The 26,000-nt window shown below is 70.9% G+C and carries 23 protein-coding genes; 15 read left to right on the top strand and 8 right to left on the bottom strand.

The annotated features are described in order from the left end of the window. The first annotated feature begins 17 nt into the window (after window positions 1-17). Window positions 18-1,190: a glycosyltransferase 87 family protein gene (locus G401_RS50340; RefSeq protein ID WP_051367557.1), complete on the top strand. Its 1,173-nt coding sequence runs from the start codon at window positions 18-20 to the stop codon at window positions 1,188-1,190. Here G401_RS50340 and G401_RS50335 read toward each other — a convergent pair. Continuing rightward, window positions 1,104-1,616 carry a GNAT family N-acetyltransferase gene (locus G401_RS50335; protein ID WP_034593972.1) on the bottom strand — a complete coding sequence of 171 codons (513 nt, stop codon included), beginning with the start codon at window positions 1,614-1,616 and terminating at the stop codon, window positions 1,104-1,106. The two genes, G401_RS50340 and G401_RS50335, sit on opposite strands and share 87 nt — an antisense overlap. Window positions 1,617-1,672: 56 nt before the next feature. Here G401_RS50335 and G401_RS0134135 point away from each other — a divergent pair, with 56 nt between their 5' ends. Continuing rightward, window positions 1,673-2,881, top strand: a complete 1,209-nt coding sequence (locus G401_RS0134135) for a winged helix-turn-helix domain-containing protein (RefSeq protein ID WP_027346024.1) — start codon at window positions 1,673-1,675, stop codon at window positions 2,879-2,881. Further along, window positions 2,878-3,372 (top strand): DUF2752 domain-containing protein, encoded by a 495-nt coding sequence (locus G401_RS0134130; RefSeq protein ID WP_084557930.1) that lies wholly within the window; start codon window positions 2,878-2,880, stop codon window positions 3,370-3,372. Before G401_RS0134135 ends, G401_RS0134130 begins: the two co-directional genes overlap by 4 nt. 92 nt (window positions 3,373-3,464) lie before the next feature. Here G401_RS0134130 and G401_RS50330 read toward each other — a convergent pair whose 3' ends face one another. Both G401_RS50330 and G401_RS0134120 read right to left on the bottom strand, forming a co-directional pair. Further along, on the bottom strand, window positions 3,465-4,262 hold the full coding sequence (locus G401_RS50330; RefSeq protein ID WP_051367556.1) for a DUF4097 family beta strand repeat-containing protein: 798 nt from the start codon (window positions 4,260-4,262) through the stop codon (window positions 3,465-3,467). 90 nt (window positions 4,263-4,352) lie between these two features. Further along, entirely contained in the window at window positions 4,353-4,853 is a 501-nt protein-coding gene (locus G401_RS0134120; RefSeq protein ID WP_027346022.1) for a toxin-antitoxin system HicB family antitoxin, read from the bottom strand. Window positions 4,854-4,982: 129 nt separating this feature from the next. On the opposite strand from G401_RS0134120, the gene thyX reads away from it, so the two are divergent. The 3 genes from thyX (at window position 4,983) to G401_RS0134105 (ending at window position 8,466) form a co-directional block, all read left to right on the top strand. Beyond that, window positions 4,983-5,726 carry an FAD-dependent thymidylate synthase gene (gene thyX, locus G401_RS0134115; RefSeq protein ID WP_027346021.1) on the top strand — a complete coding sequence of 248 codons (744 nt, stop codon included), beginning with the start codon at window positions 4,983-4,985 and terminating at the stop codon, window positions 5,724-5,726. Between the two features lie 78 nt (window positions 5,727-5,804). Beyond that, entirely contained in the window at window positions 5,805-6,701 is an 897-nt protein-coding gene (dapA, locus tag G401_RS0134110) for a 4-hydroxy-tetrahydrodipicolinate synthase (RefSeq protein ID WP_027346020.1), read from the top strand. Window positions 6,702-6,777: 76 nt separating this feature from the next. After that, window positions 6,778-8,466 (top strand): ribonuclease J, encoded by a 1,689-nt coding sequence (locus tag G401_RS0134105; protein WP_027346019.1) that lies wholly within the window; start codon window positions 6,778-6,780, stop codon window positions 8,464-8,466. On the opposite strand, the gene G401_RS58025 is transcribed toward G401_RS0134105, so the two are convergent. Continuing rightward, complete coding sequence (locus G401_RS58025) at window positions 8,411-8,770, bottom strand: hypothetical protein (protein WP_245601947.1); 360 nt, start codon at window positions 8,768-8,770, stop codon at window positions 8,411-8,413. The genes G401_RS0134105 and G401_RS58025 overlap by 56 nt on opposite strands. Here G401_RS58025 and G401_RS0134100 point away from each other — a divergent pair. The 8 genes from G401_RS0134100 (at window position 8,760) to G401_RS0134065 (ending at window position 16,862) form a co-directional block, all read left to right on the top strand. Further along, entirely contained in the window at window positions 8,760-11,075 is a 2,316-nt protein-coding gene (locus tag G401_RS0134100; RefSeq protein ID WP_407636964.1) for an FtsK/SpoIIIE family DNA translocase, read from the top strand. The genes G401_RS58025 and G401_RS0134100 overlap by 11 nt on opposite strands. 102 nt (window positions 11,076-11,177) lie before the next feature. Further along, a complete protein-coding gene (locus tag G401_RS0134095; RefSeq protein WP_027346017.1) occupies window positions 11,178-11,567 on the top strand; it encodes a hypothetical protein in 390 nt (129 codons plus the stop codon). 83 nt (window positions 11,568-11,650) lie between these two features. After that, window positions 11,651-12,760: a low temperature requirement protein A gene (locus tag G401_RS0134090; RefSeq protein ID WP_027346016.1), complete on the top strand. Its 1,110-nt coding sequence runs from the start codon at window positions 11,651-11,653 to the stop codon at window positions 12,758-12,760. A 131-nt stretch (window positions 12,761-12,891) separates the two neighbouring features. Then, complete coding sequence (gene rimO / locus G401_RS0134085; RefSeq protein ID WP_027346015.1) at window positions 12,892-14,367, top strand: 30S ribosomal protein S12 methylthiotransferase RimO; 1,476 nt, start codon at window positions 12,892-12,894, stop codon at window positions 14,365-14,367. A 10-nt stretch (window positions 14,368-14,377) separates the two neighbouring features. Beyond that, window positions 14,378-14,953, top strand: a complete 576-nt coding sequence (pgsA, locus tag G401_RS0134080) for a CDP-diacylglycerol--glycerol-3-phosphate 3-phosphatidyltransferase (RefSeq protein WP_027346014.1) — start codon at window positions 14,378-14,380, stop codon at window positions 14,951-14,953. After that, entirely contained in the window at window positions 14,953-15,789 is an 837-nt protein-coding gene (locus G401_RS0134075) for an arylamine N-acetyltransferase family protein (RefSeq protein WP_027346013.1), read from the top strand. Before pgsA ends, G401_RS0134075 begins: the two co-directional genes overlap by 1 nt. After that, a complete protein-coding gene (locus tag G401_RS0134070) occupies window positions 15,786-16,256 on the top strand; it encodes a CinA family protein (RefSeq protein WP_027346012.1) in 471 nt (156 codons plus the stop codon). The genes G401_RS0134075 and G401_RS0134070 overlap by 4 nt, the downstream gene beginning before the upstream one ends. 123 nt (window positions 16,257-16,379) lie before the next feature. Next, window positions 16,380-16,862, top strand: a complete 483-nt coding sequence (locus tag G401_RS0134065) for a helix-turn-helix domain-containing protein (protein WP_027346011.1) — start codon at window positions 16,380-16,382, stop codon at window positions 16,860-16,862. Between the two features lie 120 nt (window positions 16,863-16,982). Here G401_RS0134065 and G401_RS0134060 read toward each other — a convergent pair whose 3' ends face one another. The 3 genes from G401_RS0134060 to G401_RS0134050 form a co-directional block, all read right to left on the bottom strand. Then, on the bottom strand, window positions 16,983-17,765 hold the full coding sequence (locus G401_RS0134060) for an SAM hydrolase/SAM-dependent halogenase family protein (RefSeq protein WP_027346010.1): 783 nt from the start codon (window positions 17,763-17,765) through the stop codon (window positions 16,983-16,985). Between the two features lie 30 nt (window positions 17,766-17,795). Further along, window positions 17,796-18,944 carry an acyltransferase family protein gene (locus tag G401_RS0134055; protein WP_027346009.1) on the bottom strand — a complete coding sequence of 383 codons (1,149 nt, stop codon included), beginning with the start codon at window positions 18,942-18,944 and terminating at the stop codon, window positions 17,796-17,798. 124 nt (window positions 18,945-19,068) lie between these two features. Beyond that, window positions 19,069-23,490: an ATP-dependent helicase gene (locus tag G401_RS0134050; RefSeq protein ID WP_027346008.1), complete on the bottom strand. Its 4,422-nt coding sequence runs from the start codon at window positions 23,488-23,490 to the stop codon at window positions 19,069-19,071. A gap of 161 nt (window positions 23,491-23,651) precedes the next feature. Here G401_RS0134050 and G401_RS0134045 point away from each other — a divergent pair, with 161 nt between their 5' ends. Beyond that, window positions 23,652-24,020 carry a hypothetical protein gene (locus G401_RS0134045; protein WP_027346007.1) on the top strand — a complete coding sequence of 123 codons (369 nt, stop codon included), beginning with the start codon at window positions 23,652-23,654 and terminating at the stop codon, window positions 24,018-24,020. A 706-nt stretch (window positions 24,021-24,726) separates the two neighbouring features. Here G401_RS0134045 and G401_RS0134040 read toward each other — a convergent pair. Beyond that, window positions 24,727-25,914, bottom strand: a complete 1,188-nt coding sequence (locus G401_RS0134040) for a bifunctional pyridoxamine 5'-phosphate oxidase family protein/GNAT family N-acetyltransferase (RefSeq protein WP_245601940.1) — start codon at window positions 25,912-25,914, stop codon at window positions 24,727-24,729. Window positions 25,915-26,000: the final 86 nt, after the last annotated feature.

The following is a 26,000-nucleotide window of genomic DNA, read 5'->3' as shown; positions in this document are numbered from 1 at the left end:
AAGGGGAGGGACCGGCGGTGGGGAAGAGCAGGGCGGCGCTCGTCGCGGTGATCGCGCTCGCGGCCTTGGCCTTCGACGCGGCTTTCGCGACGCGGCACGGGTTCTTCGACTTGAAGGTGTATTTCGGCGCCATCAACTGGTGGGCGCACGGGCACGGGGAACTGTACGACTACCTGAAGCCGAACAGCACGTACGGTTTCACGTATCCGCCGTTCGCGGCGTTCGCGATGCTGCCGATGGCCATCGTGCCGTGGCCGGTCGCCATCACGATCGCGTCCGTTCTGACGATCGCCGCCACCGTTCTGGTCGTCTGGTGGCTGGTACGCCCGCTCGTCCCCCGCGACGCCCTGTACGCGGCCGGGATCACGCTGGCGCTGCTGATCGCGTACGAGCCGATGCGGGAGACGTTCCTGTTCGGGCAGGTGAACATGCTGCTCGTGGCTCTGGTGGCGGGGGATCTGCTGTTCCCCACCCGGCAACGGAGGTGGTGGGCCGGCATCGGGATCGGCCTGGCGACCGCGATCAAGCTGACGCCCGGGCTGTTCATCATCTACCTGCTCGTGACCCGGAGGTTCCGGGCGGCCGGCACGGCGATGGCGACCGCCGCCGGGGTCACGCTCGTGGCGTGCGCGATCGCGCCGGACGCGGCCCGGGAGTTCTTCACGAACGCGTTGTGGGACACCGACCGGGTCGGTTCGCTGGCCTTCGTCTCCAACCAGTCGTTGCAGGGGCTGGTCGCGCGGCTCGATCCGGCGCACCCGTCGAAGGTCTTGTGGCTGGTACTCGTGCTCGCGGCCGTCGCGGTCTGGATCTGGAAGATCCGTCAGGCCGACCTGGTCACCGGGCTGGCCCTCACCGGCGTGGTGAGCTGCCTGCTCAGCCCGGTCACGTGGATCCACCACCTGGTCTGGCTGGTCCCCGCGTTCGTCCTGCTCGTCCGGGCCGGCGGCTGGCGGTTCCGGCTCGCCGCCGTCAGCTACGTGATCTTGTGCAGCAAGCTCGTCTGGGTGTTCGACAACCGGTTCTTCAGCTTCTGGGGCTACCTGGGCAGCAACGCGTACGTGTTCATCACGGTCGTGTTCCTGTTCGCGGTGCCGTCCCGGTCAGCGGACGATGCTGTAGCGCAGCTCGGGGTAGCCGGTGCCGCTGCCGGTGGGCGTCCAGATCTCGCGGACCCCGTCCGGCCTTAGCCCGAACTTCTCGTAGAACCGGCGGGCGAGCGCGTTCTCCTCCAGCACCCAGAGGCGTACCTCGGGTTGGGGCAGGGCGTCCAGCGCCGCCGCCATCAGGGCCGCACCGGCGCCCATCCCGACGTACGCGGGGGCGGCGTAGATCGCGTACACCTCGCCGACCTCGGGTGCGGTGCCGTTGTCGTCGCGGTAGGGCCCGATGTCCGCGTGCGCGATCGGCTTGTCGTCCTCGCCGACGGCCACGAGCATCCGCGCGCCGGTGCCGGCCGCCATCCATTCCCGGCGCTGGGCGGCCCGGCGGGCCGGATCCAGCCCGTCGAGGACGCTGTCGTCGACGATCCCCCGGTACGCCCACCGCCAGGCCGCCACGTGGTTGGCGGCGACCAGGTCGACGTCTTCTTCGCGCAGGTCGCGTACATGCACCATGCCCTGGACGGTAGCCAACCCGGAAATGTCGGTGCCACTGGTTATGTTGGGCGGCGATGGAACGGTTCACGCTGACACAGGCCCGCCGGATCACCCTCGCCGCCCAGGGGTTCGGCGGCCGCGCCCTGACCTCGCCACCGACAGCGCGCCACCTGCGGCGGGTGGTGGAATCGACCGGCCTGCTGCAGATCGACTCGGTCAACGTGCTGCAGCGGGCGCATTACATGCCGGCGTACAGCCGGATCGGGCCGTACGACACCGCGCTGCTCGACCGTGCGAGCAGCCGCCGGCCGCGGTGGCTCTTCGAATACTGGGCGCACGTGGCATCCCTGGTGCCGGTGCACCTGCAGCCGGCTCTGCGCTGGCGGATGAGGCAGGCCCGGGAGAAGGCGTGGGGCGGGCCGCGCTCGATCGCCGAGAACCGCCCGGACCTCGTCCGGTGGGTGCTCGACGAGGTCGAGGCCCGCGGGCCCGTGACCGCCGCCGAGATCGAGGAGGACGTGCCGCGGGCCAAGGTCGACTGGGGCTGGAACTGGTCGGACACCAAGCAGGCTCTGGAATTCCTGTTCTACGAGGGTGCCGTCACCAGTGCCGGCCGCAACGGCTCGTTCGCCCGGCGCTACGACCTGACGTCGCGCGTCCTGCCGCCGGAGGTGGTGGCCGCGCCGACGCCGACCGACGAGGAGGCGTACCGGACGCTGGTCGAGGTGGCCGCCCGGGCCTTCGGGATCGCCGCCGAATTCGAGCTGCGCGACTACTTCCGGCTGCCGCCGCAGGGTTCCCGGCAGGCGGTCGCCGACCTGGTCGAGGCCGGCGTCCTCGTCCCGGTCACGGTGCAGGGCTGGAAGCAGCAGGCGTACCTGCACCAGGACGCGCCGGGCCCGCGCAAGCCGAGCGTCAACACCTTCGTCAGCCCGTTCGACCCGCTGATCTGGGAACGCGACCGCACCGAGCGGCTGTTCGGGCTGCGCTACCGGATCGAGATCTACGTGCCCGAGCCCAAGCGCGAACACGGCTACTACGTCCTGCCGTTCCTGCAGGGCGACCGGTTCACCGCCCGGGCCGATCTCAAGGCCGACCGCAAGGCGGGCGTGCTGCGCGTACCGGCGGTGTGGGCAGAGCCGGGCATCGATCCGGAAAGCACCGCCCGGGCGCTGCGGCCCGAGCTCGAACGAATGGCCGGCTGGCTCGGCCTGAGCGCGGTCGCACCGGCCGAACGAGGCGACCTCGCGGCTGTACTCAACGGTGTAACGTCATCGGCATGACGCAGGTTCACCCCGCGCCGGGCGCCGCGGTGATGGTTCCGCCGCAGGACCGGTTCACGGTCTGGATGACCCGGATGGGTCAGCGCGCCCCGAAGTGGGTCGCGCCCGTGGCCGCGCTCGCGTGCATCGCGGGAGCGCTGGGCTACACGCTCTTCACGCACCCGGCCGCGGCACAGGCCGGCGACCCGCCCGCGTGCCTGGTGAAGCTGACGACCGGCTTCGACTGCCCCGGCTGTGGCGGCACCCGGGCCGCCTGGTACCTGATGCACGGCGACCTGCCGGCGGCTGCCCGGCACCACGCCCTCTTCGTCTTCGCGGTGCCTTTCCTGCTCTACGCGTACATCGCGTGGGCCGGGAACAAGATCTTCAATCTGCGCATTCCGCAGCTGAAGGTCGGCCCGAAGGCCATCGCCTGGTTCCTCGGCGCCTGGGGCGTCTTCACGATCATCCGGAACCTCCCGATCGCTCCGTTCACCTGGCTGTACGTCTGAGCCGCACGGCTGCTCCCGAGCCCCGCAACCGATCCTGAGAACCACGCACGAGAGGCGCCCCGGTCGGGCGCCTCTGTCGTGCCGCGTCGGGGTCAGGCCGCCCGCGTGATGGTCACGTCGCCGCTCATCGAGCGCAGGCTCAGCGACACGTGCGCCTGGCCGCCCTCGGGGGCGTTCGACGGGTCCAGATCACTGCGTACGCGGCCGGACATGGAGTGCACGTCCATCCAGACGCTGGTCCCGGCCGGTACGCCGACGGTGACGTCGCCGCTCGCGCAGGTGACCTTCGCCGCCCCGGCCCGCAGAGCGCCGATGCGTACGTCGCCGCTGGCGGTGTTGACCTTGAGGCCGTTGCCGACCGTGCCGATGGTGACGTCGCCGCTGGCCGAGTGGACGGTCACGCCGCCGTCGATCGAGTCGGCGCGCAGGTCGCCGCTGGCCGTGTTGAGCTTCAGCGAGCCGCCCACCCGGCCGACGCGAACGTCGCCGCTGGCCGCGTCGGCGGTGACGTCACCGGTGGCGCCGTCCAGGCTGACGTCGCCGCTGGCGGTGTGCACGTCGACGGCGTTGTAGGTGCCGGCGAGCGTCGCGTCCGCCGACGCCATGCGCAGTTCGAGCCCGCTGTTCTCGGGCAGCCCGATGACGATCTTGACGCTGGCGCTCCGCTTGCGCAGCCAGCCGGCGTTGTTGTCCGGGGTCTTCACGACCAGCCGGTCGCCGTGCATCTCCACAGTGGTACGCGCCGCGGCGTCCCGGGCGGCGTCGGTCGCGTCGAGCGGCGTGACCGAGACGTCGACCGTGGTACGCCCGGCCTCCGCCCGCGTGTCGAGGCGGCCGGACGCGATGCGGACCTCGGCGAGAACGGGTCCGGTGACGGGAAAAGTGGGCATGACGAATGTTCCTCTCCGTACGTGAAGTCTTTGAGCAGCGTCGGGCGGCTCAGTAGCTGTGCGGCCCCGTCGGCCGGGGCGTACGCCCGATCAGGCCTGGGCGAAGCCGGTGATCCGGCGGCCGGGCATGAAGCCGGGGCCGGGCGGCGGTGGTGGCGGTGCGGTGGGGCGCGTCGTCGCGATGCCGATCGCGCGGACGAGCCAGGCGTTGGTGGAGATGCCCTCGGTGGCGGCGGCGCGCTCGACCGCCTCCTTGAGCTGCTCGGGCAGGCGCAGGGTGATCCGAGCCTGCTCGCCGTCGCCGGTGGGCGGCGGGGCGGCGGCCGGCATCGGCTGCGGCTGTTCGGGCACCGTCTCGGTGACGACCAGGTCGGCGTCGCGACCGCGCAGGCGCACCTCGACGGCGGCGGAGCTCAACTTGCTCGTGATCTCGGCCGCCGCGTCCGACAGCGCCTCCATGAGGCACAGCCGCGCGGAGGCCTCCAGGGAACCGGCGAGCAGCGTCGCGGCCTGGGTGACCTCGGCGCCGCCGGGGGCGGCCGCCTGGGCCAGGTCGCGCTGCAGATTCTCGAGATAGGGCGACAACTCCATGACTTCACTATGACAGCACGAGTGACGTCACGCAAGTGTCATCGTGATGTCACTGAAAGAATCGACGCGTCGAACGCACCGCAACGGCCATCGATATAATGGAGGGTTTATTGTGTCGAGGTGACAGAGATGGTCGACCCCCAGGTCAAGCTGATCGCGTGGACCCATTTTGAGCCCCCGACCGACGTGCCGTGGTCGACGGATGCCGACGGCGGCCAGGCCCTCGCCGAGTTCGCCGGCCGCGCCTGCTACCAGTCTTGGGGCAAGCCCAACCCGGCCACGGCGACGAATGCCGGCTACCTCCGCCACATTCTGGAGGTCGGCCACCTCTCGGTGCTGGAGCACGGCAGCGTCACCTTCTACTTCACCGGCGTGTCGCGCTCGTTCACGCACGAGCTGATCCGGCACCGCCACTTCTCGTACTCGCAGCTGTCCCAGCGGTACGTGCCCGAGCGCGAGGCGGCCATGGTCGAGCCGTCGGTCATCGCGGCCGATCCGGAGCTGCACAAGATGTTCACCGAGGCCTCCGAGGCGGCCGTACGCGCGTACAACGAGCTGCTGGAGGGGCTGGAGGCCAAGTTCGCCGACGTCCCGAACGCGACCCTGCGCCGCAAGCAGGCCCGGCAGGCGGCGCGGGCGGTGCTGCCGAACGCGACCGAGACGCGCATCGTGGTGACCGGCAACTACCGGGCCTGGCGGCACTTCATCGCGATGCGGGCGACCGAGCACGCCGACGTGGAGATCCGTGAGCTCGCGGTGGAGTGCCTGCGCCAGCTCCAGGGGGTCGCGCCGAACGTGTTCGGCGACTTCAAGATCTCCACGCTGGGCGACGGCTCGGAGATCGCCGCCAGCGAATTCACCTGGCAGGGGTGACGGGATCTGCTGACCGGCTGGTCGGTCGACCGCCACAGGCAGTTCACCCGCCGCCGCCGGGTCCGATAAGTTTGTAGCATGACGCGCGACACGCCCCGGCCATTCGGCCGCCTGCTCACCGCCATGGTGACACCGTTCCGCGCCGACGGCTCCCTCGACGTCGAGGGAGCGGTGCGGCTCGCGACGTACCTGGTGGAGGAGCAGGGCAACGACGCGCTGGTGATCAACGGAACGACCGGTGAGAGCCCGACGACCTCCGACCAGGAGAAGGAGACGCTGCTGCGGGCGGTCGTGGAGGCCGTCGGCGACCGCGCCCAGGTCGTCGCCGGGGTCGGCACGTTCGACACGCCCCACACGATCGAGCTCGCCCGCACCGCCGAGAAGGCAGGCGCGCACGGGCTGCTCGTGGTCACGCCCTACTACTCCAAGCCGCCGCAGACGGGGCTGCTCGCGCATTTCCGCGCGGTCGCCGACGCCAGCGGCCTGCCGGTGATGCTCTACGACATCCCGGGCCGGGCCGGCGTACCGATCGCGACGGAGACCTTCCTGCGGCTGGCGGAGCACGAGCGCATCGTCGCGGTCAAGGACGCCAAGGGCGACCTCACCGCCAGCGCGTACGTGCTGCGCGACACGGGACTGGCCTACTACAGCGGTGACGACGCGCTCACCCTGCCCCTGCTGGCGCTCGGCGGAACCGGCCTGGTCGGAACCTCCACGCACTTCACCGGGGCGGTCGTCAAGAGCATGATCGTCGCGTACGACGAGGGCGACGCGGTGACCGCGCTGACCCTGCATCGGCAGGTTCTGCCCCTGCTCACGGGCATCTTCCGGACGCAGGGCGCGATCCTCGTCAAGGCGGGCCTCAACGCCCGCGGCCTGCCGGCGGGGCCCAACCGGCTGCCGCTGGTCCCGGCCACCGAGGCAGAGCTGGCCCAGCTGCGCGCGGACTGCGCGGCGGCGGGGCTGCCCCTCTAGAGACCTCTCGGGCGACCGCTGCGCGGCGCCCTTCGGCGCGGCGGGTAGCCGCAGAACGAGCACAGGAGTTGAGAAAGTGACCGAAGCGCACGTGGAGTTGGCGGCACCGCCGCCGCTGCCGGAAGGCGGCCTGCGGGTGATCCCCCTGGGCGGCCTCGGTGCGATCGGCCGGAACATGACGGTTTTCGAGTTCGGCGGGAAGTTGCTCATCGTCGACTGCGGAGTCCTGTTCCCCGACACCGAGCAACCGGGTGTCGACCTGATCCTGCCCGATTTCGAGCCCATCCTGGACCGTCTCGACGACGTCCAGGCGATCGTGCTCACCCACGGCCACGAGGACCACATCGGCGCGGTCCCGTACCTGCTGGCCCACAAGGCGGACATCCCGCTCGTCGGTTCCCGCTTCACCCTCGCGCTGGTCGAGGCGAAGCTGGCCGAGCGGCGGATCACGCCCTACTCGCTGACCGTCGTGGAGGGGCAGCGCGAGCAACTCGGCCCGTTCGAGGCCGAGTTCTTCGCGGTCAACCACTCCATCCCGGACGCGATGGCCGTCGCCATCCGTACGCCGGCCGGGCTCGTCCTGCACACCGGCGACTTCAAGATGGACCAGCTGCCCCTCGACGGGCGTATCACGGACCTGGCGGGCTTCGCCCGGCTCGGCTCCGAGGGCGTCGACCTGCTGCTGTCGGACTCCACCAACGCGGAGATCCCCGGCTTCGTCATGCCCGAGCGCGAGATCGGCCCGGTGATCAGCTCGATCTTCGCCAAGGCGACCGGCCGGATCATCGTCGCCTCGTTCGCGTCCCATGTGCACCGCGTACAGCAGGTGCTGGACGCCGCCGAGGCGCACGGCCGCAAGGTCGCCTTCATCGGCCGCTCGATGGTGCGCAACATGGGCATCGCCCGCGACCTCGGCCTGCTGCGGATCTCGACCGGGCTGGTCGTCGGGCTCGACGACGCCATGTCGCTGCCGGCCGAGGAGATCGTCCTCATGTCGACCGGCTCGCAGGGCGAGCCGATGAGCGCGCTCGGCCGGATGGCGACCGGCGACCACCGGCACATCACGATCACGGCGGGGGACACGGTCGTGCTGGCCAGTTCGCTGGTTCCCGGCAACGAGACCAGCGTCTACCGCGTGATCAACCAGCTCGCCCGGATGGGCGCGACCGTCGTGCACAAGGACGTCGCCCGGGTGCACGTCTCCGGCCACTCGCCCGCGGGCGAGCTGCTGTACCTGCTCAACGTCGTCAAGCCGAGCAACCTCATGCCGGTGCACGGCGAGTGGCGGCACCTGCGGGCGCACGCCCGGCTCGGCGTCGACAGCGGTGTGGCGCCCGACCGGATCGTCCTCTGCGAGGACGGCGACGTCGTGGACCTTGTGGACGGTCATGCCAAGGTCGTGGGCCACGTGAAGAGCCGGTACGTCTATGTGGACGGTCTGGCGATCGGCGACGTCGGCGAGAGCCTGCTCACCGAGCGCCGCATCCTCGGCGACGGCGGCTTCATCGCCGTCACCGTGGTCGTCGACTCGGTCACGGGCAAGGTCGTGGGCGGCCCGACGCTGTCGCAGAAGGGCTTCTCGGAAGACCCGACCGCCTTCGACCCCGTGCTGCCGCTCATCACGGCCGCGCTCGACCGGGCGGCCGCCGACAACATCACCGACCCGCACCAGCTCCAGCAACTCGTACGCCGAGTGGTCGGACGATGGGTCAACGACGCGTACCGGCGGCGGCCGATGATCGTACCGAACGTTCTGGAGGTTTGACGGTCCACGAGCCCTCGACACGCGTACGCGAATGCGAGGGCTCGTTGATGATCTCCTCTACGCTGTGAGCCATGGCGCGCCGCTCCACCCCGTCGACGTCCCGCCGCGCGACCGCCCCGAAGGCGACCGCCGCGACGTCGCGATCGGCCGCGCCCCGGACCACGCCTCCGAGGACCACGCCGACCCGGGCGACTCCGGCGAAGAGTACGTCGAGGAGTCCGGTCGCGCGGGCGACGCCGAGCCGGGTGCGGTCGTCCTCGCGTACGCGGAAAAGCATCCCGGGGCCGCTGGACGTGCTGGGCAAGCTCTTCATCTGGCTCGCCGGCGGGCTGGGCTGGGCCGTGCGCGCGGCCGGCCGCCAGGCCGCGACCGCGCGTGACCTGGAGACGGAGCACCGCCGCGACGGGCTGGGCCTGGTCTCGATCGGGCTGGCCCTGCTGCTGGCGGTGGCGCTGTGGTTCCACTCGGGCGGCCCGGTGGGCGAGTGGGTGGCCTCGAAGGTGCAGTTCTTCCTCGGCACGGTGGCCATCGGGCTGCCGCTGCTGCTGGTCTTCGTCGGCGTACGCCTCATGCGCGAGCTGCCCGAGCAGGTACGCCAGGGCAGCGGCGTGGTCGGCTGGTCGAGCATCATCGTCGCGCTGACCGGGATCTTCCACATCAGCAGCGGCGACCCGCATGATCAGGTGGGCCGGGACAACGCGGGCGGTGTGATCGGCTGGCTGTCCGGCGGCGGCCTCTCCCGGGCGGTGAGCGGCTGGGTGGCGGTGCCACTCCTGTTGATGCTGCTCGGATTCGGCCTGCTGGTGATCACCGCGACGCCGATCAACCGGATCCCGCAGCGCCTGCGCGAGCTCGCCGACCGCATCTTCGGCGGGGTACGCCCGACGGACGACGACGAGGACGACCCGCTCGACGACTTCGACGCGCCCGCCCCGCGGCGGCGCCGCAAGTCCCTGCCGGACCCGTTCGGCCCGCCGGAGATCGACGGGGAGGTCATCCCCGACGACGAGCTCCAGGAGACGATCGCGCTGCCGCGTACCCGCAAGTCGGCGCGCAAGCAGCTCGATCCGCCGGTGCACACGGCCGCGACCGCCAAGTCGGAGAAGGGCGAGCAGCTCGCGGTGCCCGGCCTCGGCGGCGACTACGTGCTGCCCCCGGCGGCGATGCTGCGTCCGGGCGAGGCGCCCCGGGCCCGGTCGAAGGCCAACGACGACGTCATCGAGGCGCTGCGGCACGTCTTCGACCAGTTCGACGTGGACGCCGCCGTCACCGGATTCAACCGCGGCCCGACCGTCACCCGTTACGAGGTCGAGCTCGGCCGCGGCGTGAAGGTCGAGCGCGTGACGCAGCTGTCGCGCAACATCGCGTACGCGGTGAAGTCGCAGGACGTCCGGATCATCAGTCCGATCCCCGGCAAGAGCGCGATCGGCATCGAGGTGCCGAACTCCGACCGGGAGAACGTGTCCCTCGGCGACGTGCTGCGCTCCCGGGCGGCGGAGAACGAGTCGCACCCGCTCGTCGTGGCGCTCGGCAAGGACATCGAGGGCGGCTACGTCGTCGCGAACCTCGCCAAGATGCCGCACATCCTGATCGCGGGCGCGACCGGTGCCGGCAAGTCGAGCTGCCTGAACTCGCTGCTGGTCTCGATCCTCATGCGATCCACCCCCGACCAGGTACGCCTCCTGCTCGTCGACCCGAAACGGGTGGAGCTCACGGCGTACGAGGGGATCCCGCATCTCGTGACGCCGATCGTGACGAACCCGAAGAAGGCCGCCGACGCGCTGGACTGGGTCGTCCGCGAGATGGACATGCGCTACGACGACCTGGCCGCGGCCGGCGTACGCCACGTCGACGACTTCAACCGCAAGGTACGCGCCGGCCAGCACAAGGCGCCGCCCGGCTCGGAACGGGTGATCGAGCCGTACCCGTACCTGCTGGTGATCGTGGACGAGCTCGCGGACCTCATGATGGTCGCCCCGCGGGACGTCGAGGACTCCGTCGTACGCATCACCCAGCTCGCCCGCGCGGCCGGCATCCACCTGGTGCTGGCCACGCAGCGGCCGAGCGTGGACGTCGTGACCGGCCTGATCAAGGCGAACGTGCCGTCGCGGCTCGCCTTCGCGACGAGTTCCCTGGCCGACTCGCGGGTCATCCTCGACCAGCCCGGCGCGGAGAAGCTGATCGGCCGCGGTGACGGGCTGTTCCTGCCGATGGGTGCGTCCAAGCCGATCCGCATCCAGGGCGCCTGGGTCGACGAGACCGAGATCATCAACGTCGTCGAATTCTGCAAGGGCCAGCGCGAGCCCGCCTTCCGGGAAAACGTGACGGCTCCGCCGCCGCCGGACCCGAAGCGGAAGGCCGAGGAGGAGATCGGCGACGACCTGGAGCTGCTGTTGCAGGCGATCGAGCTGGTCGTCGTGTCGCAGCTGGGCTCGACCAGCATGCTGCAGCGCAAGCTGCGGGTCGGCTTCGCCAAGGCCGGGCGGCTCATGGACCTCATGGAGACGCGCGGCATCGTCGGCCCGTCCGAGGGATCCAAGGCCCGCGAGGTCCTCCTCAAGCCCGACGAACTGCCGGAGGTACTCGCCTCTCTGGGGGCGGACGTTTAGCCGATCCTTGTGTCGGGTGGCCGATTCTTCCGGCCGCGGCGGGGCGGTGCTGGGCATGCTGGCGGGCGTACCGCTGTCCCCTCGATGGAAGGTTTCCCAGACATGGCCAACTGGTCCTCTCTGGTCAATTACGTGACCTCGAACTACAAGGTGTCCGACCAGCAGCCCGAGATGCTGAAGCTCGTCTTCGACACCGGTGACCTCCGGTCGCAGGTCGTGTTCCTGTGGCGGCAGATCCTGGGCGAGGGCGAGGAGTGGGTGCAGATCGAGTCGCCCGTCGCCGAGCTGGGCATGGTCGACCTGCCCCGGGCGCTGACCGCCATCGGCGGGATGGTCTGCGGCGCGCTCGCCGTCGTCGGCGGCCACGTCGTCGTACGCCACTCGGCGCCGCTGGAGAACCTGAACATCAACGAGTTCGAGCGGCCCCTGATGCTCGTGACCTCCACGGCCGACCGGCTCGAACGCGACCTCGTCGGCGGCGACCAGTACTGAGCGTCCCGCCCGGCCCCGACGATCCGCCGGGGCCGGGCGCACGTGATCGGGGGCGGGGCGCACTTGATCGCTAGAGTGACGCGGTGACCACCCAGCCGAACGAATCGGTCGTCCGCGTCTCCACTCTGGAGCTCTTCTTCGACCTGGTCTTCGTCTTCACCATCACGCAGCTGACGGCCCTGCTGGCGGCCGACGTGTCGCCCCGCACGGTGCTGCACGTCCTGGTCCTGCTGATGATCATCTGGTGGATGTACGACGGGTTCGCCTGGCTGACCAACACCATCGCCCCGTCCGACCCCGTACGCCGGGCGCTGCTCCTCGCCGGCATGGCCGGATTCCTCCTGATCGCTCTGGCCGGCCCCGACGCGTACGCGGCCTCGGGCTGGGCCATCGGAGTCGGCTATTTCGTGGTCAACGCGATCCACAGCGGTCTGCTCCTGCGCTTCGCGCCCGACGCGATGCGGCAGCTCGCCCCGCTGAACCTGCTCAGTGCCGCGCTGGTCCTCGCCGGCGGCTTCGCGACCGGGCCCTGGCGGCTGGGGCTGTGGCTGGCGGCGATCGTGGTGATGACCGTCTCGCCCTACGTCCATCCGCTGGCGGCCTGGAACGTCAGCTCGGCGCACTTCGTCGAGCGGCACGGGCTGATCATCATCATCGCGCTGGGCGAGTCGGTCGTCGCGATCGGCGTCGGTGCGGCCGGCCTGGCCCTCGACGCCACCCTCGTCCTCGTGGCCGTGCTCGCCCTCGTCGCGTCGTTCCTCCTGTGGTGGGTCTATTTCGGCGGCGACGACGTACGCGCCGAGCACGCCCTCGACGCCGTCCCGCCGGCCCGCCGCGCCCGGGTCGCCCTGCACGCCTTCGGCTGGGCGCACCTGCCGCTGCTGTTCGGGATCATCGCGTTCGCGGCCGGGGTGAAGAAGGCCATCGGGCACGCGGAGGAGCACATCCACCTCGGCCAGGCGCTCACCCTCGGCGGCGGGGTCGCGATCTTCCTCGCCGGCGACGTGCTGTTCCGGTGGATCCTCGGCCTCGGGATCCTGCGCTACCGGCTGCTGGCCGCCGTCCTCGCGGTCGCCACGGTCCCACTGGGCTACTACCTCACGGCCGTCGCCCAGCTGACGGCCGTGGTGGCCGTCATGGCCGCCCTGGTCACCTTCGAATGGCGCCGTTCCCCGGCCCCCGACCGCCCATGAGCGGTCCGGATCACGGTTCCGCCCGTGATCTGGCCCATGATCTCGGATGATTTCCCTGATCCAAACTCAATCTTGGTCACGCTATCGATGCGCGCGGCTTCATGGTCGTACGTGCCCGGTAGTCTGGTCGGGTGCCGCGATCCACACCACTCCCCGCCACCACCGACGGCCGCCGTGTCGCCCTGCTCACGCTGGGCTGCGCGCGCAACGAGGTCGATTCGGAGGAACTGGCCGCCCGCCTGGCCGGTGACGGCTGGAGCGTGACGACCGACGGCGAGCAGGCCGACGTCGTCCTCGTCAACACCTGCGGCTTCGTCGAGAAGGCCAAGCGCGACTCGATCGACACGCTGCTGGCCGCCGCCCAGACCGGCGCCAAGGTCGTCGCGGCCGGCTGCATGGCCGAGCGCTACGGCCGGGAGCTCGCCGAGAGTCTGCCCGAGGCCGACGCCGTGCTGGGCTTCGACGACTACCCCAGCATCTCGGCGGCCCTGGACAAGGTCATGCACGGCGAGAAGATCGCCGCACACACCCCGCGCGACCGCCGCGAGCTGCTGCCGGTCACGCCGGTCGCCCGCCGCGGCACCGATGTGATCATCCCGGGGCACGCGGCGACGATCGTGGACGCCGCGACGCCGGCCCATCTGCGCACGGTGCTGCGGCATCGGCTCGACAACTCGCCGGTCGCCTCGCTCAAGCTGGCCAGCGGCTGCGACCGCCGCTGCTCCTTCTGCGCCATCCCGGCCTTCCGCGGGGCCTTCGTCTCCCGCAAGCCCGACGAGCTGCTCGCCGAGGCCGAATGGCTGGCTTCCACCGGCGTACGCGAGCTGGTGCTGGTCAGCGAGAACTCGACCTCCTACGGCAAGGACCTCGGCGATCCCCGGGCGCTGGAGAAGCTGCTGCCCCAGCTGGCGGCCGTCGACGGCATCGTCCGGGTCCGGGCGAGCTACCTGCAGCCCGCGGAGACCCGCCCCGGCCTCGTGGAGACGATCGCGACGACGCCGGGCGTGGCCGCCTACTTCGACCTGTCGTTCCAGCACTCGTCGGAGCCGGTCCTGCGCCGGATGCGCCGGTTCGGCTCGACCGACCGGTTCCTGGAGCTGCTCGCCTCGGCCCGGGCCTTCGCGCCCGAACTGGGCGCCCGGTCCAACTTCATCGTCGGCTTCCCCGGCGAGACCCCCGCCGACGTCCGCGAGCTGGAACGGTTCCTCACCGAGGCCCGGCTCGACGCGATCGGCGTCTTCGACTACTCCGACGAGGACGGCACCGAGGCCGCCGGGTTCGACAAGAAGGTCTCCGCGCGTACGGTCAAGAGCCGCTACGACAAGGTGCTGACCCTCGCCGAGGAACTGTGCGCCCAGCGTGCCGAGGAGCGGGTCGGGACGCTGATCGAGGTCCTGGTCGACAGCGTGGGCGACGACGAGGTCGAGGGGCGCGCCGAGCATCAGGCTCCCGAGGTCGACGGCTCCACCACGCTGCGGGGCGGCGATCTCGCCGCGCTGGAGCCGGGCGATCTGGTCCGGGCCCGGGTGGTCGCCGCCGACGGCGTTGACCTGGTCGCCACGCCGGTCGAGATGATCGACGCGCGCCGGGCCCGCCGTGGCCGCTAACGTTTCGGCTGTGCAGGAGCGCGCCAAGGTCCCGGTGCTCAACGCCGCCAACGTGCTGACCGTGCTGCGGATCGTGCTCGTGCCGGTGTTCGTGATCTTCGTGATCATCTCCGGCATGACCGACCCGGGCTGGCGGATCGCGGCCGCGTTCGCCTTCGGCATCGCTTCGCTCACCGACTTCGTCGACGGCTGGATCGCCCGCCGGTTCGGCCTCGTCACGTCCTTCGGCAAGGTCGCCGATCCGATCGCCGACAAGGCCCTCACCGGGTCCGCGCTGATCCTGCTGTCGATCTACGGCGCGCTGCCGTGGTGGGTGACCATCGTCATCCTCGTCCGCGAATGGGGCATCACGGCCCTGCGGTTCTGGGTGATCCGCTACGGGGTGATCGCGGCCAGCCGGGGCGGGAAGCTCAAGACCGTCCTGCAGATCGCCGCCATCGCCTGGTACCTGTGGCCGTTCGGCGAGCCGCTGGCGTCCGTCGGAACCTGGTTGATGGGTGCCGCCCTGCTGGTTACCGTGATCACCGGAATCGACTACGTGGTGACCGCGCTGAGGCTGAGGGCGGCGGCGAAACAGGGGGCGTAATGCGGGCGTATCTGGCGCGGCTCGGTATCGACGATCCGGGCGCGCCCAGCGCCGCCGGCCTGCGCGCGTTGCACCGGGCCCAGGTCGAGCGGATCCCGTACGAGGCGATCGACATCTACCTGGGTGACCCGCCCGGTATCGACCCGGCCGAGTCGATCGCCCGGATCGGGCAGGGCCGCGGCGGCTACTGCTACCAGCTCAACGGCGCCTTCGCGACCCTCCTGACCAGCCTCGGGTACGCCGTGACCTGGCACATCGGCGGCGTGCACGGCGACGAGCAGCCGGTCGGCGCGACGGCCAACCACCTCGCCCTGACCGTCTCCGGTCTGCCGGACGAGGACAGCCCGGACGGGACCTGGTTCGTCGACGCAGGTCTGGGCGACGCGCTGCACGATCCGCTGCCGCTGCGTACCGGGGTGTTCCGGCAGGGTCCGTTCACGTTCGGGCTGGAGCCGTCGACCGTCGTCGAGGGCGGCTGGCATTTCACGCACACCGCGGACGCCTCGTTCCGGGGAATGGACTTCGGCCCGGTCGCGTTGGGGCCGGAGGACTTCCTCGCCAAGCACACCGAGCTGTCGACCTCGCCGGAGTCCGGGTTCGTCCGGACGCTGTCGGTCCAGCGCCGGGACGAGGGCGGCGTGGACATGGTCCGCGGGCGGCATCTGATCCGGTTCGACGCGGACGGCAAGGCGAAACGGGAGATCGACTCGGTCGACGAACTCGTGGCCATCCTGACCGGCGTGTTCGGGCTCGATCTCGTCGGCGTCGACGTGGACGAGTTGTGGAAGCGCGTACTCGTGGACGACCAGGCGTACCGCGAAAGGACGGCGGAGTGAACACCGAGGAGATCGTGGCGGCCCTGCTGGCCCGCGGGGAGACGCTGGCCGTCGCCGAGTCGCTGACCGGCGGCCTGCTGGCGGCGACGCTGGTCGAGGTGCCCGGGGTCTCGCGGGTGTTCCGCGGCGGCCTGGTCGTGTACGCGACAGATCTCAAGGCGAAGCTGGCCGGGGTCGATGCGGACCTGCTGGCCGAGCGTGGCCCGGTGGATCCCGACGTGGCCGCGGAGCTGGCCAAAGGAGCAGCTCAGGCCTGTGGTGCCGACTGGGGACTCGGTACGACGGGAGTGGCCGGTCCCGATCCGCAGGACGGTGTGACGCCCGGAACAGTATTCGTCGGACTCGCCGGACCCGCCGGTATTGGCACGGTACGTGGGCTGCGGCTGAACGGCGATCGAGCGACGGTTCGGGCACAGGCCGTGGCGGAGGCGCTGAAGCTGCTGGCTGAGGCTCTCGACAAGAGGTAGGGTCATAATCAGCCGTCGGTGACAACCGGCGGCAAACGGTATCCAGGGCGGGTTCGCAAGGTTAGCGGAGATCGCCACGGGTGCCGGTGAGTCCCCGATTTTCGCTCTGCTAGGGGGTGTGTGATGGTGTTGTTGCGACGAGTCATCGGCGACGCCCTGCGCGGTCGCCGCCAGCACCAGCACAGAACCCTGCGCGAGGTGTCCACGGCCGCCAACGTCAGCCTGGGTTACCTGTCCGAGATCGAGCGAGGGCAGAAGGAAGCCTCCTCCGAGTTGCTGGCGTCGATCTGTGACGCGCTCGGTGCCCAGCTCTCCGAGGTCCTGCGCGAGGTGAGCGACACGATGGCGCTCGCCGAGCAGCTCGACGGCATCGACAGCGGCGCGCGTACGCCGTCCGGTGCGCCTCGCCCGGTCATCCCGGCCGGCCGTGGTGGCGAGCAGAACGCCGCGAAGCGTACGGGAGTGCGGGTCGGCTCCGATACCAAGATCGTTGATGGCCAGGTGTCCGTCACGGTACGCCACGATTCGCCGCTGCGGACGACGCTGACGGCGACGCGCAGCAGCGCGAACCGGCGGCCAGGCGGACGGTCCCTCGAAAGCGTCTAGCAGTTCCCTGTTTCTCGAACGGCCGAGCGCGCACCGTCGCGCCCGGCCGTTTCGCCTTCCCGGCCGCGTTCCCGGTCTGACCAGACGGTGATGCGTCTGGTCAGGCGGTGACGAGTCTGATCAGGCGGTGATGCGCAGGACGTCGCCGGGGGTGACGCCGAGGACGACCGCGGCCCGGCCGCCGTTGACCGCGACCGCGATCCGGTCCGCCGAGTCCGGGAAGACGACGATCCCGCCCTGGGGCGCGTCCGCGAACGTCGCGCCGTTGATCGCCCGGCAGCCGCCGACGACCATCTGCCCGGGCAGTCCGCGCAGCAGCTCGCTCGGCGCGGCCAGCTGCACGTTGCCGAACCGGTCGATCGTCAGCACCTCCGCCTCCAGCCATCCGTCGCCGATGGCCACGACGGGGTCGGGCAGGCGTACGAGGGTGACGGGGTCGATCTCCTGGCCGGCGTCGACCAGTTTGCCGCCGTTCGCCAGCCGGGCGGCCACCGGCACGAACACGTCCCGGCCGTGGAACGTACGCGAGACGCTCGCCGCGAACCACGCCCGGTTGGTCAGCTGGTACGCCGAGGTGACCCCGCCCAGTTCGTCGGCCGCCCACGGCAGCAGCCCGTTGTCGGGGCCGACGAGCAGGCCGCGCGGCGTGACGAGGGCGACGGGACGGCGTTCGGTGCCGACGCCGGGGTCGACGACGCCGACGTGGATCGCGCGGGGGAGGTGGGCGACCGTCTGGGCCAGGACGGCGGCGCCCCGGGTCACGTCGCCCGGCGGGACCAGATGCGAGACGTCGATGGTACGCACGGCCGGCGCCAGCCGTCCGAGGACGCCGTGGCAGGCCGCGACGAAACCGTCGGACAGGCCGTAGTCGGTCGTCAGGGAGATCCACTCGTATCCGGGCATGAATCGACGTTACCCGATCGGGAGGGCCGTTCAGGTCGACGCCACGGGCTCCGGTTCGTCGGCCGGTACGCGGTGCTCTCGGCGTACGCCGATCTTGGAGAACAGGACGATCACCGGAAGTGTGCAGATCAGCGGGCCGACGACGGCGAGCGGGCGGGTGACCCACCACTGGAGGTCGATGTCGGAACGATCCGTATGGTCGGTGAATTCGTAACCGAACAGTAGCCAAGCCAGGAACAGAAATATCGCGAGTCCGGTCGTGTGGACGAGGTACAACGGCAGGGAGAACCGGTTGATGAGATCGTTCGCCCGGCGCCAGCGCGGCCGTTGGAGGACCCGGATCATCGTGGGGCGCAACAGTTCCACGACACCCATCTGGAAGATGAGCAGCGCGACGATGACGAACGTCGGCGGGGCCATGTTCGAGAAGCGCTCGCCGGGGACGCCGACCATCGAGCCGGGATACAGTCCCGAACCGACCAGCCCGACCAGTCCGAACAGCCCGGCCCACAACAACGCCCAGTCCGTACGCCGAGGCGCGTCGACGACCTGCTGGTAGAAGAAGCCGGCCTGGTGGGCGAGGCCCCACACGAGCACCATGTTGAGCCAGCCGGCCTGCTCGTAGCCGAGGTTGAAGCGCACGACGTCGACCATCATCGCGAGGCCGCCCAGCCAGACCAGCATCAGGCTGCCGAACCGCTCGTGCAGGCGGATGCTGGCCGGCAGCAGCAGGACCAGCATCAGATAGACCGCGAGAAACCACAATGGACTGACGATGAGGGTGACCGCCCGCCCGATGCCCACCAGATGGAAGTAGGCGCCGAGCACGGTCCCGACCGCGATCCACGCCATCAGCACCACGGCGGCGGGAATGGCGAGCCGCCGGATCCGTTGGTAGACGAAGTGCCCCAGGGTGTCGCCGCGCCGCCGGGCCCGTTCCCACGACCGGAGATGGACGAAGCCGCCGACGTAGAAGAACAGCGGCATCACCTGGAAGAGCCAGGTGGCGAGCCAGAAACCGTGGGTGAAACCGAGCGGGCTCGTCGCGTGCGGCCCGGCGTCCGGGCCGTTGTCGACCCAGGTCAGGATGGTGAAGGCCCAGTGCCAGAGGACCACGACGATGAGGCTCGCGGCCCGCAGAAAGTCTACATAGGAGTCACGGGGGGCTCGCTCTTCCATCTTCCGACTATGTCAGAAACCCCGTGTCTCCGTTCAGGCCGTCGGTGGCTCTTCCTTCTTCTGGGAATACGCGACCTTCTGGGAATACGCGACGCGGCGTGCTCTTCGGCGGGGGAGAGCCCGGTCAGCGGAGGCGAAGTCCTCGCGGCGTCACCTTGAATCCGACGCTCTCCAAAGCGTTTCCCAGCTCGGAGTCCTGGACGGCCTCGCCGTCCGCCCGCTCGACGCTGAGTGCGCCGAGGGCACCGTCGCGTACGGATTGGGCCAGGGCTTCCGCGGCTTGGGTCAGGGCCGGGCCGTCGGCGGCGAAGGAGAGCAGCGTTCTGCCACCGCGCTCGACATAGAGGACGAGAGCGCCGTCGACGAGCACCACCAGCGCGCCTGCCTTGCGGCCGGGGCGGTGGCCGCCGTCTCCTTCGGGCCACTCCAGTGCGGCGCCGTACGGATTCGCGGGGTCGGTGGCGGCCAGCACCACCGCTCCCGATGCCGCCTCCGCGCGAAGGCGGTCGACCGCGCCGGGGAGGGCGAACTGGGCCGCGCCCAGGCCTTCCACGAAGTAGCCCCGGCGTGCGGCGCCGCGCTCCTCCAGGCCGGCGAGCACGGGATAGACGCCCGCGAAGCCGCCGGGCGGGCCCTCGGCGGCGACCGCGCCCCGGGTGACGACACCGTGCCGTTCCAGCAGGGCGTCGGCGAGCAGGGCCGCGCGGCGGGTCGGATCGAGGTCGCGCTCGCCGACGAGATGCCAGCGGCCGGCCACGGTCGGCGGCCCCTGGGTGAGCGTCGTCAGCGAGGTACGCCCCGGCCGCTGGTACCGGGCCCGTCCCGGCGCCGGGCGGGACTTGTGCGCCCCGGAACCGCCGGAGAGCAATGCTCGCACCGGTCCCAGAGTGTCGTTGCCGACATGGCCGGCCCACACGAGGTCCCAGAGCGCGCCGATCAGGTCGGCCTGCTCGAAACCGGCGGGCAGCTGGCGGAAGAACAGTGCTCCGCCGCGCAGCGCGTCGAGGATCGCCTGATGCGCCGCCGGCCATTCCTGGTCCAGCGGCGGCGGCAGGACGAGCGGAGCGGTGTCGGCGAACGCGAACGCCAGCCAGCCGTCGCCCCCGCCGATCGGGCCGGCCCCGGCCCAGACGACCTCACCGGCCGCGCACAGTTCGTCCAGATCGGACGGACGGTAGCCGTCGACCCGGGCGGGCAGGATCAGGCGTTCGAGGGCGGAGGCGGGGATCGGCGTACCTTGCAGCTGGGCGATGACGTCGGCGACGCCGTCCACCCCGCGGCGGCTGCGCCCGACACCCTGCCAGCGCGGCAGGAAGCGGCCGAGCACCTGCGGCGCGACGGGTTCGATCTCCTTGCGCAGCGCGGCCAGCGTACGCCGGCGCAGCAGTCGCAGGACCTCGGCGTCGCACCACTCGACGTGGCCGCCGTCCGAGGCGGCCGTGAACTCGCCGGTGACGACCCGGCCGACGGCCGCCATCCGGCGCAGCGTGTGCTCGACGACGGCCACCCCGAGACCGAGCCGCTCGGCGCAGTCCTCGACGCGGAAGGGGCCGTGGGTACGCGCGTACCGGGCGAGGAGGTCGGTCAGCGGATCCGCGACCGGTGCGGTGAACGCCTGCGGCAACCCGACCGGCAACGCGACCCCGAGCGCGTCCCTGTACCGGCCGGCGTCCTCGGCCAGGATGTAGCACGGGTGGCCGCCGACGCGTACGGCGGAGATCCGGTGGGCCCGCTCCAGTGCCGTCAGCCAGGCCGGGTCCACGCCGAGCGCGTCCAGCTCGTTGATCCGCAGTTCGCCGAGCTGGCGGAGGACCTCGACCGTGTCCTCCGCGTCGCGTACGCGCCGATCGGCCCAGCGCAGGCGTTGCGCGACGGCCTCGATGACCGCGGGGTCGAGCAGCTCGCGCAGTTCGACGCGGCCGAGGAGCTCGGCGAGCAACGTGGGGTCGAGCGAGAGCGCGGCGGCCCGGCGTTCGGCGAGCGGGACGTCCTCGCCGTACAGGAAGGCGCCGACGTAGCCGAACAGCAGTGACCGGGCGAACGGCGAGGGCTTGGCCGTCCCCACGTCCACCAGCCGTACGCGTCGCGACCCGATCGCGCGCATCAGGTCGGCCAGGGCCGGCAGGTCGAAGACGTCGCGCAGGCATTCGCGGGCGGCCTCGAGGGTGACCGGGAAGTCGGGGTAGTCGCGGGCGACGTCGAGCAGCTGCGCCGCGCGTTGCCGTTGCTGCCACAACGGTTGCCGCCGGCCGGGATCGCGGCGGGGCAGCAGCAGCGAGCGCGCCGCGCATTCACGGAAGCGCGACGCGAACAGGGCGGAGCCGCCGACCGCGTCCGCGACGATCATCGAGATCTCGTCGGGGTCGAAGGCGAAGTCGCCGGCGCCGGGCGGCTCGTCGGCGCCCTCCGGCAGCCGGATGACGATCCCGTCGTCGGCCGCGTGGACCTGTGCGTCGACGCCGAGCCGCTCGGTGAGGCGCCGGCCGATCGCGAGCGCCCAGGGAGCGTTGACCGGCGCGCCGAGGACGCAGTGGATGACGATGCGCCAGTCGCCGAGTTCGTCCCGGAACCGTTCCACCAGAACGGTCCGGTCGTCGGGCAGGTGCCGGGTGGCGGCGCGCTGTTCCTCCATATAGGAGCGCAGATTCTCCTGGGCGGACGGGTCGAGATGCGAGGCGTCGCCGGGCTGGCGCAGGAACGCGCCGAGCGCCCTGCCCAGTTCGACCGGCCGGCCGGCCTGATCGCCCTTCCAGAACGGCAGTCGGGCCGGCTGCCCCGGTGCCGGCGACACCAGTACGCGATCCGGCGTGATCTCCTCGATCCGCCACGAACTCGAGCCGAGGGCGAACACGTCGCCGACCCGCGACTCGTAGACCATCTCCTCGTCCAGCTCGCCGACGCGGGCCGGCTTGTCGCTGGCGGCCAGGAAGACGCCGAAGAGGCCGCGGTCGGGGATCGTGCCGCCGCTGGTGACCGCGAGCCGCTGGTTGCCGGGGCGGCCGGAGATCCGGTCGGTCGCGCGGTCCCAGACGATACGCGGGCGAAGCTCGGCGAACGCGGTCGACGGATAACGGCCGGAAAGCATGTCGAGCACGGAATGCAGGGCGGACTCGGGCAGCTCTGCGAAGGGCGCGGCCCGGCGGATCAGGTCGCCCGCCTCGGCCACGCTCCAGTCGTCGAGCGCGGTCATCGCCACGACGTGTTGCGCGAGCACGTCGAGCGGGCTGTGCAGGTAGTCGAGGGACTCCAGCGAGCCGGTGGTCATCCGGTCGGCGACCACGGCCGCGGTGAGCAGGTCGCCGCGATGGGTGGGGAAGACCACCCCGCGGGACACCGCGCCCACCTGGTGGCCGGCCCGGCCGACTCGTTGCAGCCCGGCGGCCACGCTGGGCGGCGCGCCGACCTGGACGACGAGGTCGACGGCGCCCATGTCGATGCCGAGTTCGAGGCTGGATGTCGCGACGACGGCCGGCAGCCGCCCGGACTTCAGCTCCTCCTCGATGTGCTTGCGCTCCTCTTTGGACACCGAGCCGTGGTGCGCCCGGGCGATCACCTGTGTCGCGCCGTAGCCCGTGCCCGACTGGGCCATCACCACGGCCGGCGGCGCCACCGACCGCTCGATGTGCTCGGCGGCCAGCTCGTTGAGCCGTGCGCACAGCCGCTCGGCGCCACGCCGCGAATTGGTGAAGACGATCGTCGACCGGTGCGCCCGGATCAGCTCGTAGACGCGCTCCTCGACGGCCGGCCAGATCGACGAGCGCCGCGGCCCTTCGTCGTCGGGGCGACCCTCGTCGAGCGCGGTCATGTCCTCGACCGGCACCTCGACCGCGACCTCGATGGTCTTCGAGGCCGGCGGCTGCACGACCTCCACCGCCGCGGCGCCGCCGAGGAAGCGCGCGGCCACCGCCGTCGGCTGCACGGTCGCGGACAGCCCGATACGCTGGGCGTGCTTGGGCAGCAAGGCGTCCAGCCGCTCCAGGGACAGCGCCAGGTGCGCTCCGCGTTTCGTCCCGGCCACCGCGTGGACCTCGTCGATGATCACCGTCTCGACGCCGCGCAGCGACTCGCGCGCCTGCGAGGTCAGCAGCAGGAACAGCGACTCCGGTGTGGTGATGAGGATGTCCGGCGGCCGCCGCGCGAACAGCCGCCGCTCCTGCGCGGGCGTGTCGCCCGTACGCATCCCGACCTCGACCACCGGCTCCGGCAGGCCCAGCCGGGCGGCCGCGTGCCGGATCCCGGTCAGCGGCGTCCGCAGGTTGCGCTCGACGTCCACCGCCAGCGCCTTGAGCGGGCTCACGTAGAGCACGCGGCAGCGCTGCAGCGGCTGCGCCGGCATCGGCTCGTGGGCCAGCCGGTCCAGCGCCCACAGGAAGGCCGCCAGCGTCTTGCCCGAACCGGTCGGCGCGACCACCAGCGCGTGCCGCCCGGCCGCGATCGCCCGCCAGGCGCCCGCCTGCGCCGGAGTCGCCGCCGCGAACGCGCTCGCGAACCACTCGCGCGTCGCCGGTCCGAAGCCCGGCTCTGGCACATCCGTCACGCTACCCATCCTGCCCTGGGGCACCGACATTCCGGCGTACCTCGCAGGTGTGCGCTGAATCGCTGGTTTGGGGGAAATCTGCGCTACTTCTGGGTTGTCACCTTGCGATTACGTTGGGTAAGGTCTGGGGAACGTTCCGTGAGTCCACGACCGGCTGGAGGGCTAGTGCCATGGACGACCGTCGTTCCGCCCCGATCCTGACCCGAACCGTGCCCCGCGCCGCCTCCCACGAATCCGACGTTCTGCTCCGTCAGCTCGACGCCCACCTGGCGTGGGTACAGGCCCGTTCGCCGCACGACTTCGCGCTCGCCGAGCGGATCGCGGTCAACCTCCGCCGCCTCGTCGCCGAGACCGCCCGCGCCAGCGCGGCCGACCGGGCCATGGTCCGTGCGGCGGTCCACTTCGTCGTCGTACGCCGTGAGCGTCACCACTACCACCACGCGCGTCTCCCGCAGCGGCCGGTGAGCGCGGACGTCCCGGTCTTCAACGAGATCGTCACGGCGCTCGGCCGCCAGGATCTGGCCCTCTCGTTCGCCTGATCCGCCGCCTTCTCTCAAGATCAAGTTCAAGATCTTTCAAGGGCTTTTGTCCCGGGTTCGTCGATCTCACCTCCGCTCCTCGCGCGGGAGACCGCTCCGGCCCCGCCACTTCGTGACGGGGCCTCCACTGCCAGCTGAGTGGGGCGACGCATCATCCACCGTCGCCCAGCCACCGTTTCACCCTTCGCCCCGGCTTTTGTCGCGACTGTCCGACTTGTGCGCCCCGGCGGCGACCAACAGGGCCTCGTTTTCTTGATCCTTTACGGCTGAGGTGCGAAAACGGCTACCCAATGCATGATCGTTTACGGTTCTGGAGCACGTTGACCGGGTCCGGCTGCACCTGACGCGTAATTGATCATGCAGATCGGACCGGATTTACACCTCAGCCGTAAATGATCAAGAAAACAGTGTCCCGTGTTCGCATAACGGAAGATCGTTCCCGCATCATGGGTCACGGCCGACCGCGGGACGGCCTGAGCGTGATCCATAGCGGCTGAGATGTAAAACCCACCTCTCGCCCAAGATCCACAGCGGTCGGGATGTAGGAAACGGCCTCTACCTACATCCCAGCCGCAATGGATCGAGGGGATGGGTCGGAAACTACATCCCAGCCGCGAACGATCCCCGCCCAGCCGATCCACCCGGCCGCCATATCGGACAGTCGCGACAAAGTCCCGGGGCAGCGTGCTGCTGAAGATCGTGAGCGTTATGAGGCGCGCGGCCGGAGCCGGGCGACCAGGGCCGCCTCCGCCTTGGGCCACTCCTCGGCGGTCATGCCGAAGACCACCGTGTCGCGCCAGGTCCCGTCGGACAGCTTCTTGTGGTTGCGCAGCAGTCCTTCCCGGGTCGCGCCGAGCCGCTCGATGGCCGTGTGGGAGCGTACGTTGCCGGCGTGGGCCTCCCACTGGACGCGTACGCAGCCCAGGGTGTCGAAGGCGTGCCGGAGCAGGAGCAGCTTCGACTCCGTGTTGATCCCGGTACGCCACCACTTGCGACCCAGCGTCGTGATGCCGATGATCACCGACCGGTTGTGCGGGTCGACTCCGTAGAAGGAGGTCGTGCCGACGATCTCGCCGGTCTCCGCGTCGCGTTGGACCCAGGGCACCCGGGCACCCTGGGCCTGGGCGATCTCGGCGTCGCCGACCAGCCGGCCCATCTCCTCAAGAGAACGGGGCGTGTCGTTGAGCAGGTAACGCCAGACGTCGTCGTCCTGGCCGACCGCCGCGTACAGGCCTTCGACGTGGTCCATGGTGAGGCGTTCCAGGATCACGTGCTCGCCGGTCAGCGTCGGGGCCTCATGCCAGGGGCTGGGCGGCCGGCGCAGGTAGTCCGGCAGGGGGGCGGTGACGCCCTTGTCCGGTTCGGGCCGGCCGTAGCCCGAGCGCATCGGCACGACCCCGGCCCAGTAGGGCAGTGCGAGATCCTCGGGCTCCTCGTTCACCCCGCCGGTACGCGTACGCACGCTGACCTCGTCGAGGGGCAGCCGCAGGACGGCGGTCTGGGCGGCTTCCTTGGCCGACGGCGGCCGGGTGTGCGCCGAGCGTCCCGGACCGACCTTCTCCGTCAGGGCGGTGAACGCGGCGGACCGCTCGTCCGGGTCGGCCACCAGTTCGGCGACGCCGTGGGCGACCAGCGACCGGTAGTTCGCGCTGTGGTGGAACTGCGACCGGGCCAGGATCAGCGCGTCGAGCTGCGTCACCGACAGGCAGACGGGCAGGCCGTCCCGCCCGCCGAGGCCGATCCGGGAGCCGGTCGAGAAGTGGATGTAGACGTGGTCGCCGATGCGGACGTAGAGCGTGGGCAGCGCCCGGGGCTGTCCGTCGAGCACGAAGCTGACCGTGCAGGTCCACGCCTCGTCGAGCAGCGCGTACGCCTCCTCGCGGTTGTAGCGCATGCGATCCTTCTCGCGGAGGCTGGTGGTCCGGTCGGTCTGAGGGAAATGGGCCGGGGCAGTTTCCGGGGCAGTGGGCATGGCGGGCT

The sequence above is a fragment of the Hamadaea tsunoensis DSM 44101 genome, from assembly GCF_000428945.1.
Taxonomy (GTDB): Bacteria; Actinomycetota; Actinomycetes; order Mycobacteriales; family Micromonosporaceae; genus Hamadaea; species Hamadaea tsunoensis.
The sequence above is the reverse complement of the archived record's forward strand: the minus strand, read 5'-3'. Positions and strand labels throughout refer to the sequence as shown.

Bases quoted from the DNA above. Each gene is read 5' to 3' on its own strand.
- G401_RS0134065 (WP_027346011.1), top strand. From the start codon at position 16,380: ATGGTGTTGTTGCGACGAGTCATCGGCGACGCCCTGCGCGGTCGCCGC.
- G401_RS0134135 (WP_027346024.1), top strand. From the start codon at position 1,673: ATGGAACGGTTCACGCTGACACAGGCCCGCCGGATCACCCTCGCCGCC.
- G401_RS0134060 (WP_027346010.1), bottom strand. From the start codon at position 17,765: ATGCCCGGATACGAGTGGATCTCCCTGACGACCGACTACGGCCTGTCC.
- G401_RS0134055 (WP_027346009.1), bottom strand. From the start codon at position 18,944: ATGGAAGAGCGAGCCCCCCGTGACTCCTATGTAGACTTTCTGCGGGCC.
- G401_RS0134075 (WP_027346013.1), top strand. From the start codon at position 14,953: ATGCGGGCGTATCTGGCGCGGCTCGGTATCGACGATCCGGGCGCGCCC.
- dapA (WP_027346020.1), top strand. From the start codon at position 5,805: ATGACGCGCGACACGCCCCGGCCATTCGGCCGCCTGCTCACCGCCATG.
- G401_RS50330 (WP_051367556.1), bottom strand. From the start codon at position 4,262: ATGCCCACTTTTCCCGTCACCGGACCCGTTCTCGCCGAGGTCCGCATC.
- G401_RS0134120 (WP_027346022.1), bottom strand. From the start codon at position 4,853: ATGGAGTTGTCGCCCTATCTCGAGAATCTGCAGCGCGACCTGGCCCAG.
- G401_RS0134130 (WP_084557930.1), top strand. From the start codon at position 2,878: ATGACGCAGGTTCACCCCGCGCCGGGCGCCGCGGTGATGGTTCCGCCG.
- G401_RS50335 (WP_034593972.1), bottom strand. From the start codon at position 1,616: ATGGTGCATGTACGCGACCTGCGCGAAGAAGACGTCGACCTGGTCGCC.
- G401_RS0134040 (WP_245601940.1), bottom strand. From the start codon at position 25,914: ATGCGCTACAACCGCGAGGAGGCGTACGCGCTGCTCGACGAGGCGTGG.
- thyX (WP_027346021.1), top strand. From the start codon at position 4,983: ATGGTCGACCCCCAGGTCAAGCTGATCGCGTGGACCCATTTTGAGCCC.
- G401_RS0134045 (WP_027346007.1), top strand. From the start codon at position 23,652: ATGGACGACCGTCGTTCCGCCCCGATCCTGACCCGAACCGTGCCCCGC.
- G401_RS0134050 (WP_027346008.1), bottom strand. From the start codon at position 23,490: ATGGGTAGCGTGACGGATGTGCCAGAGCCGGGCTTCGGACCGGCGACG.
- G401_RS0134095 (WP_027346017.1), top strand. From the start codon at position 11,178: ATGGCCAACTGGTCCTCTCTGGTCAATTACGTGACCTCGAACTACAAG.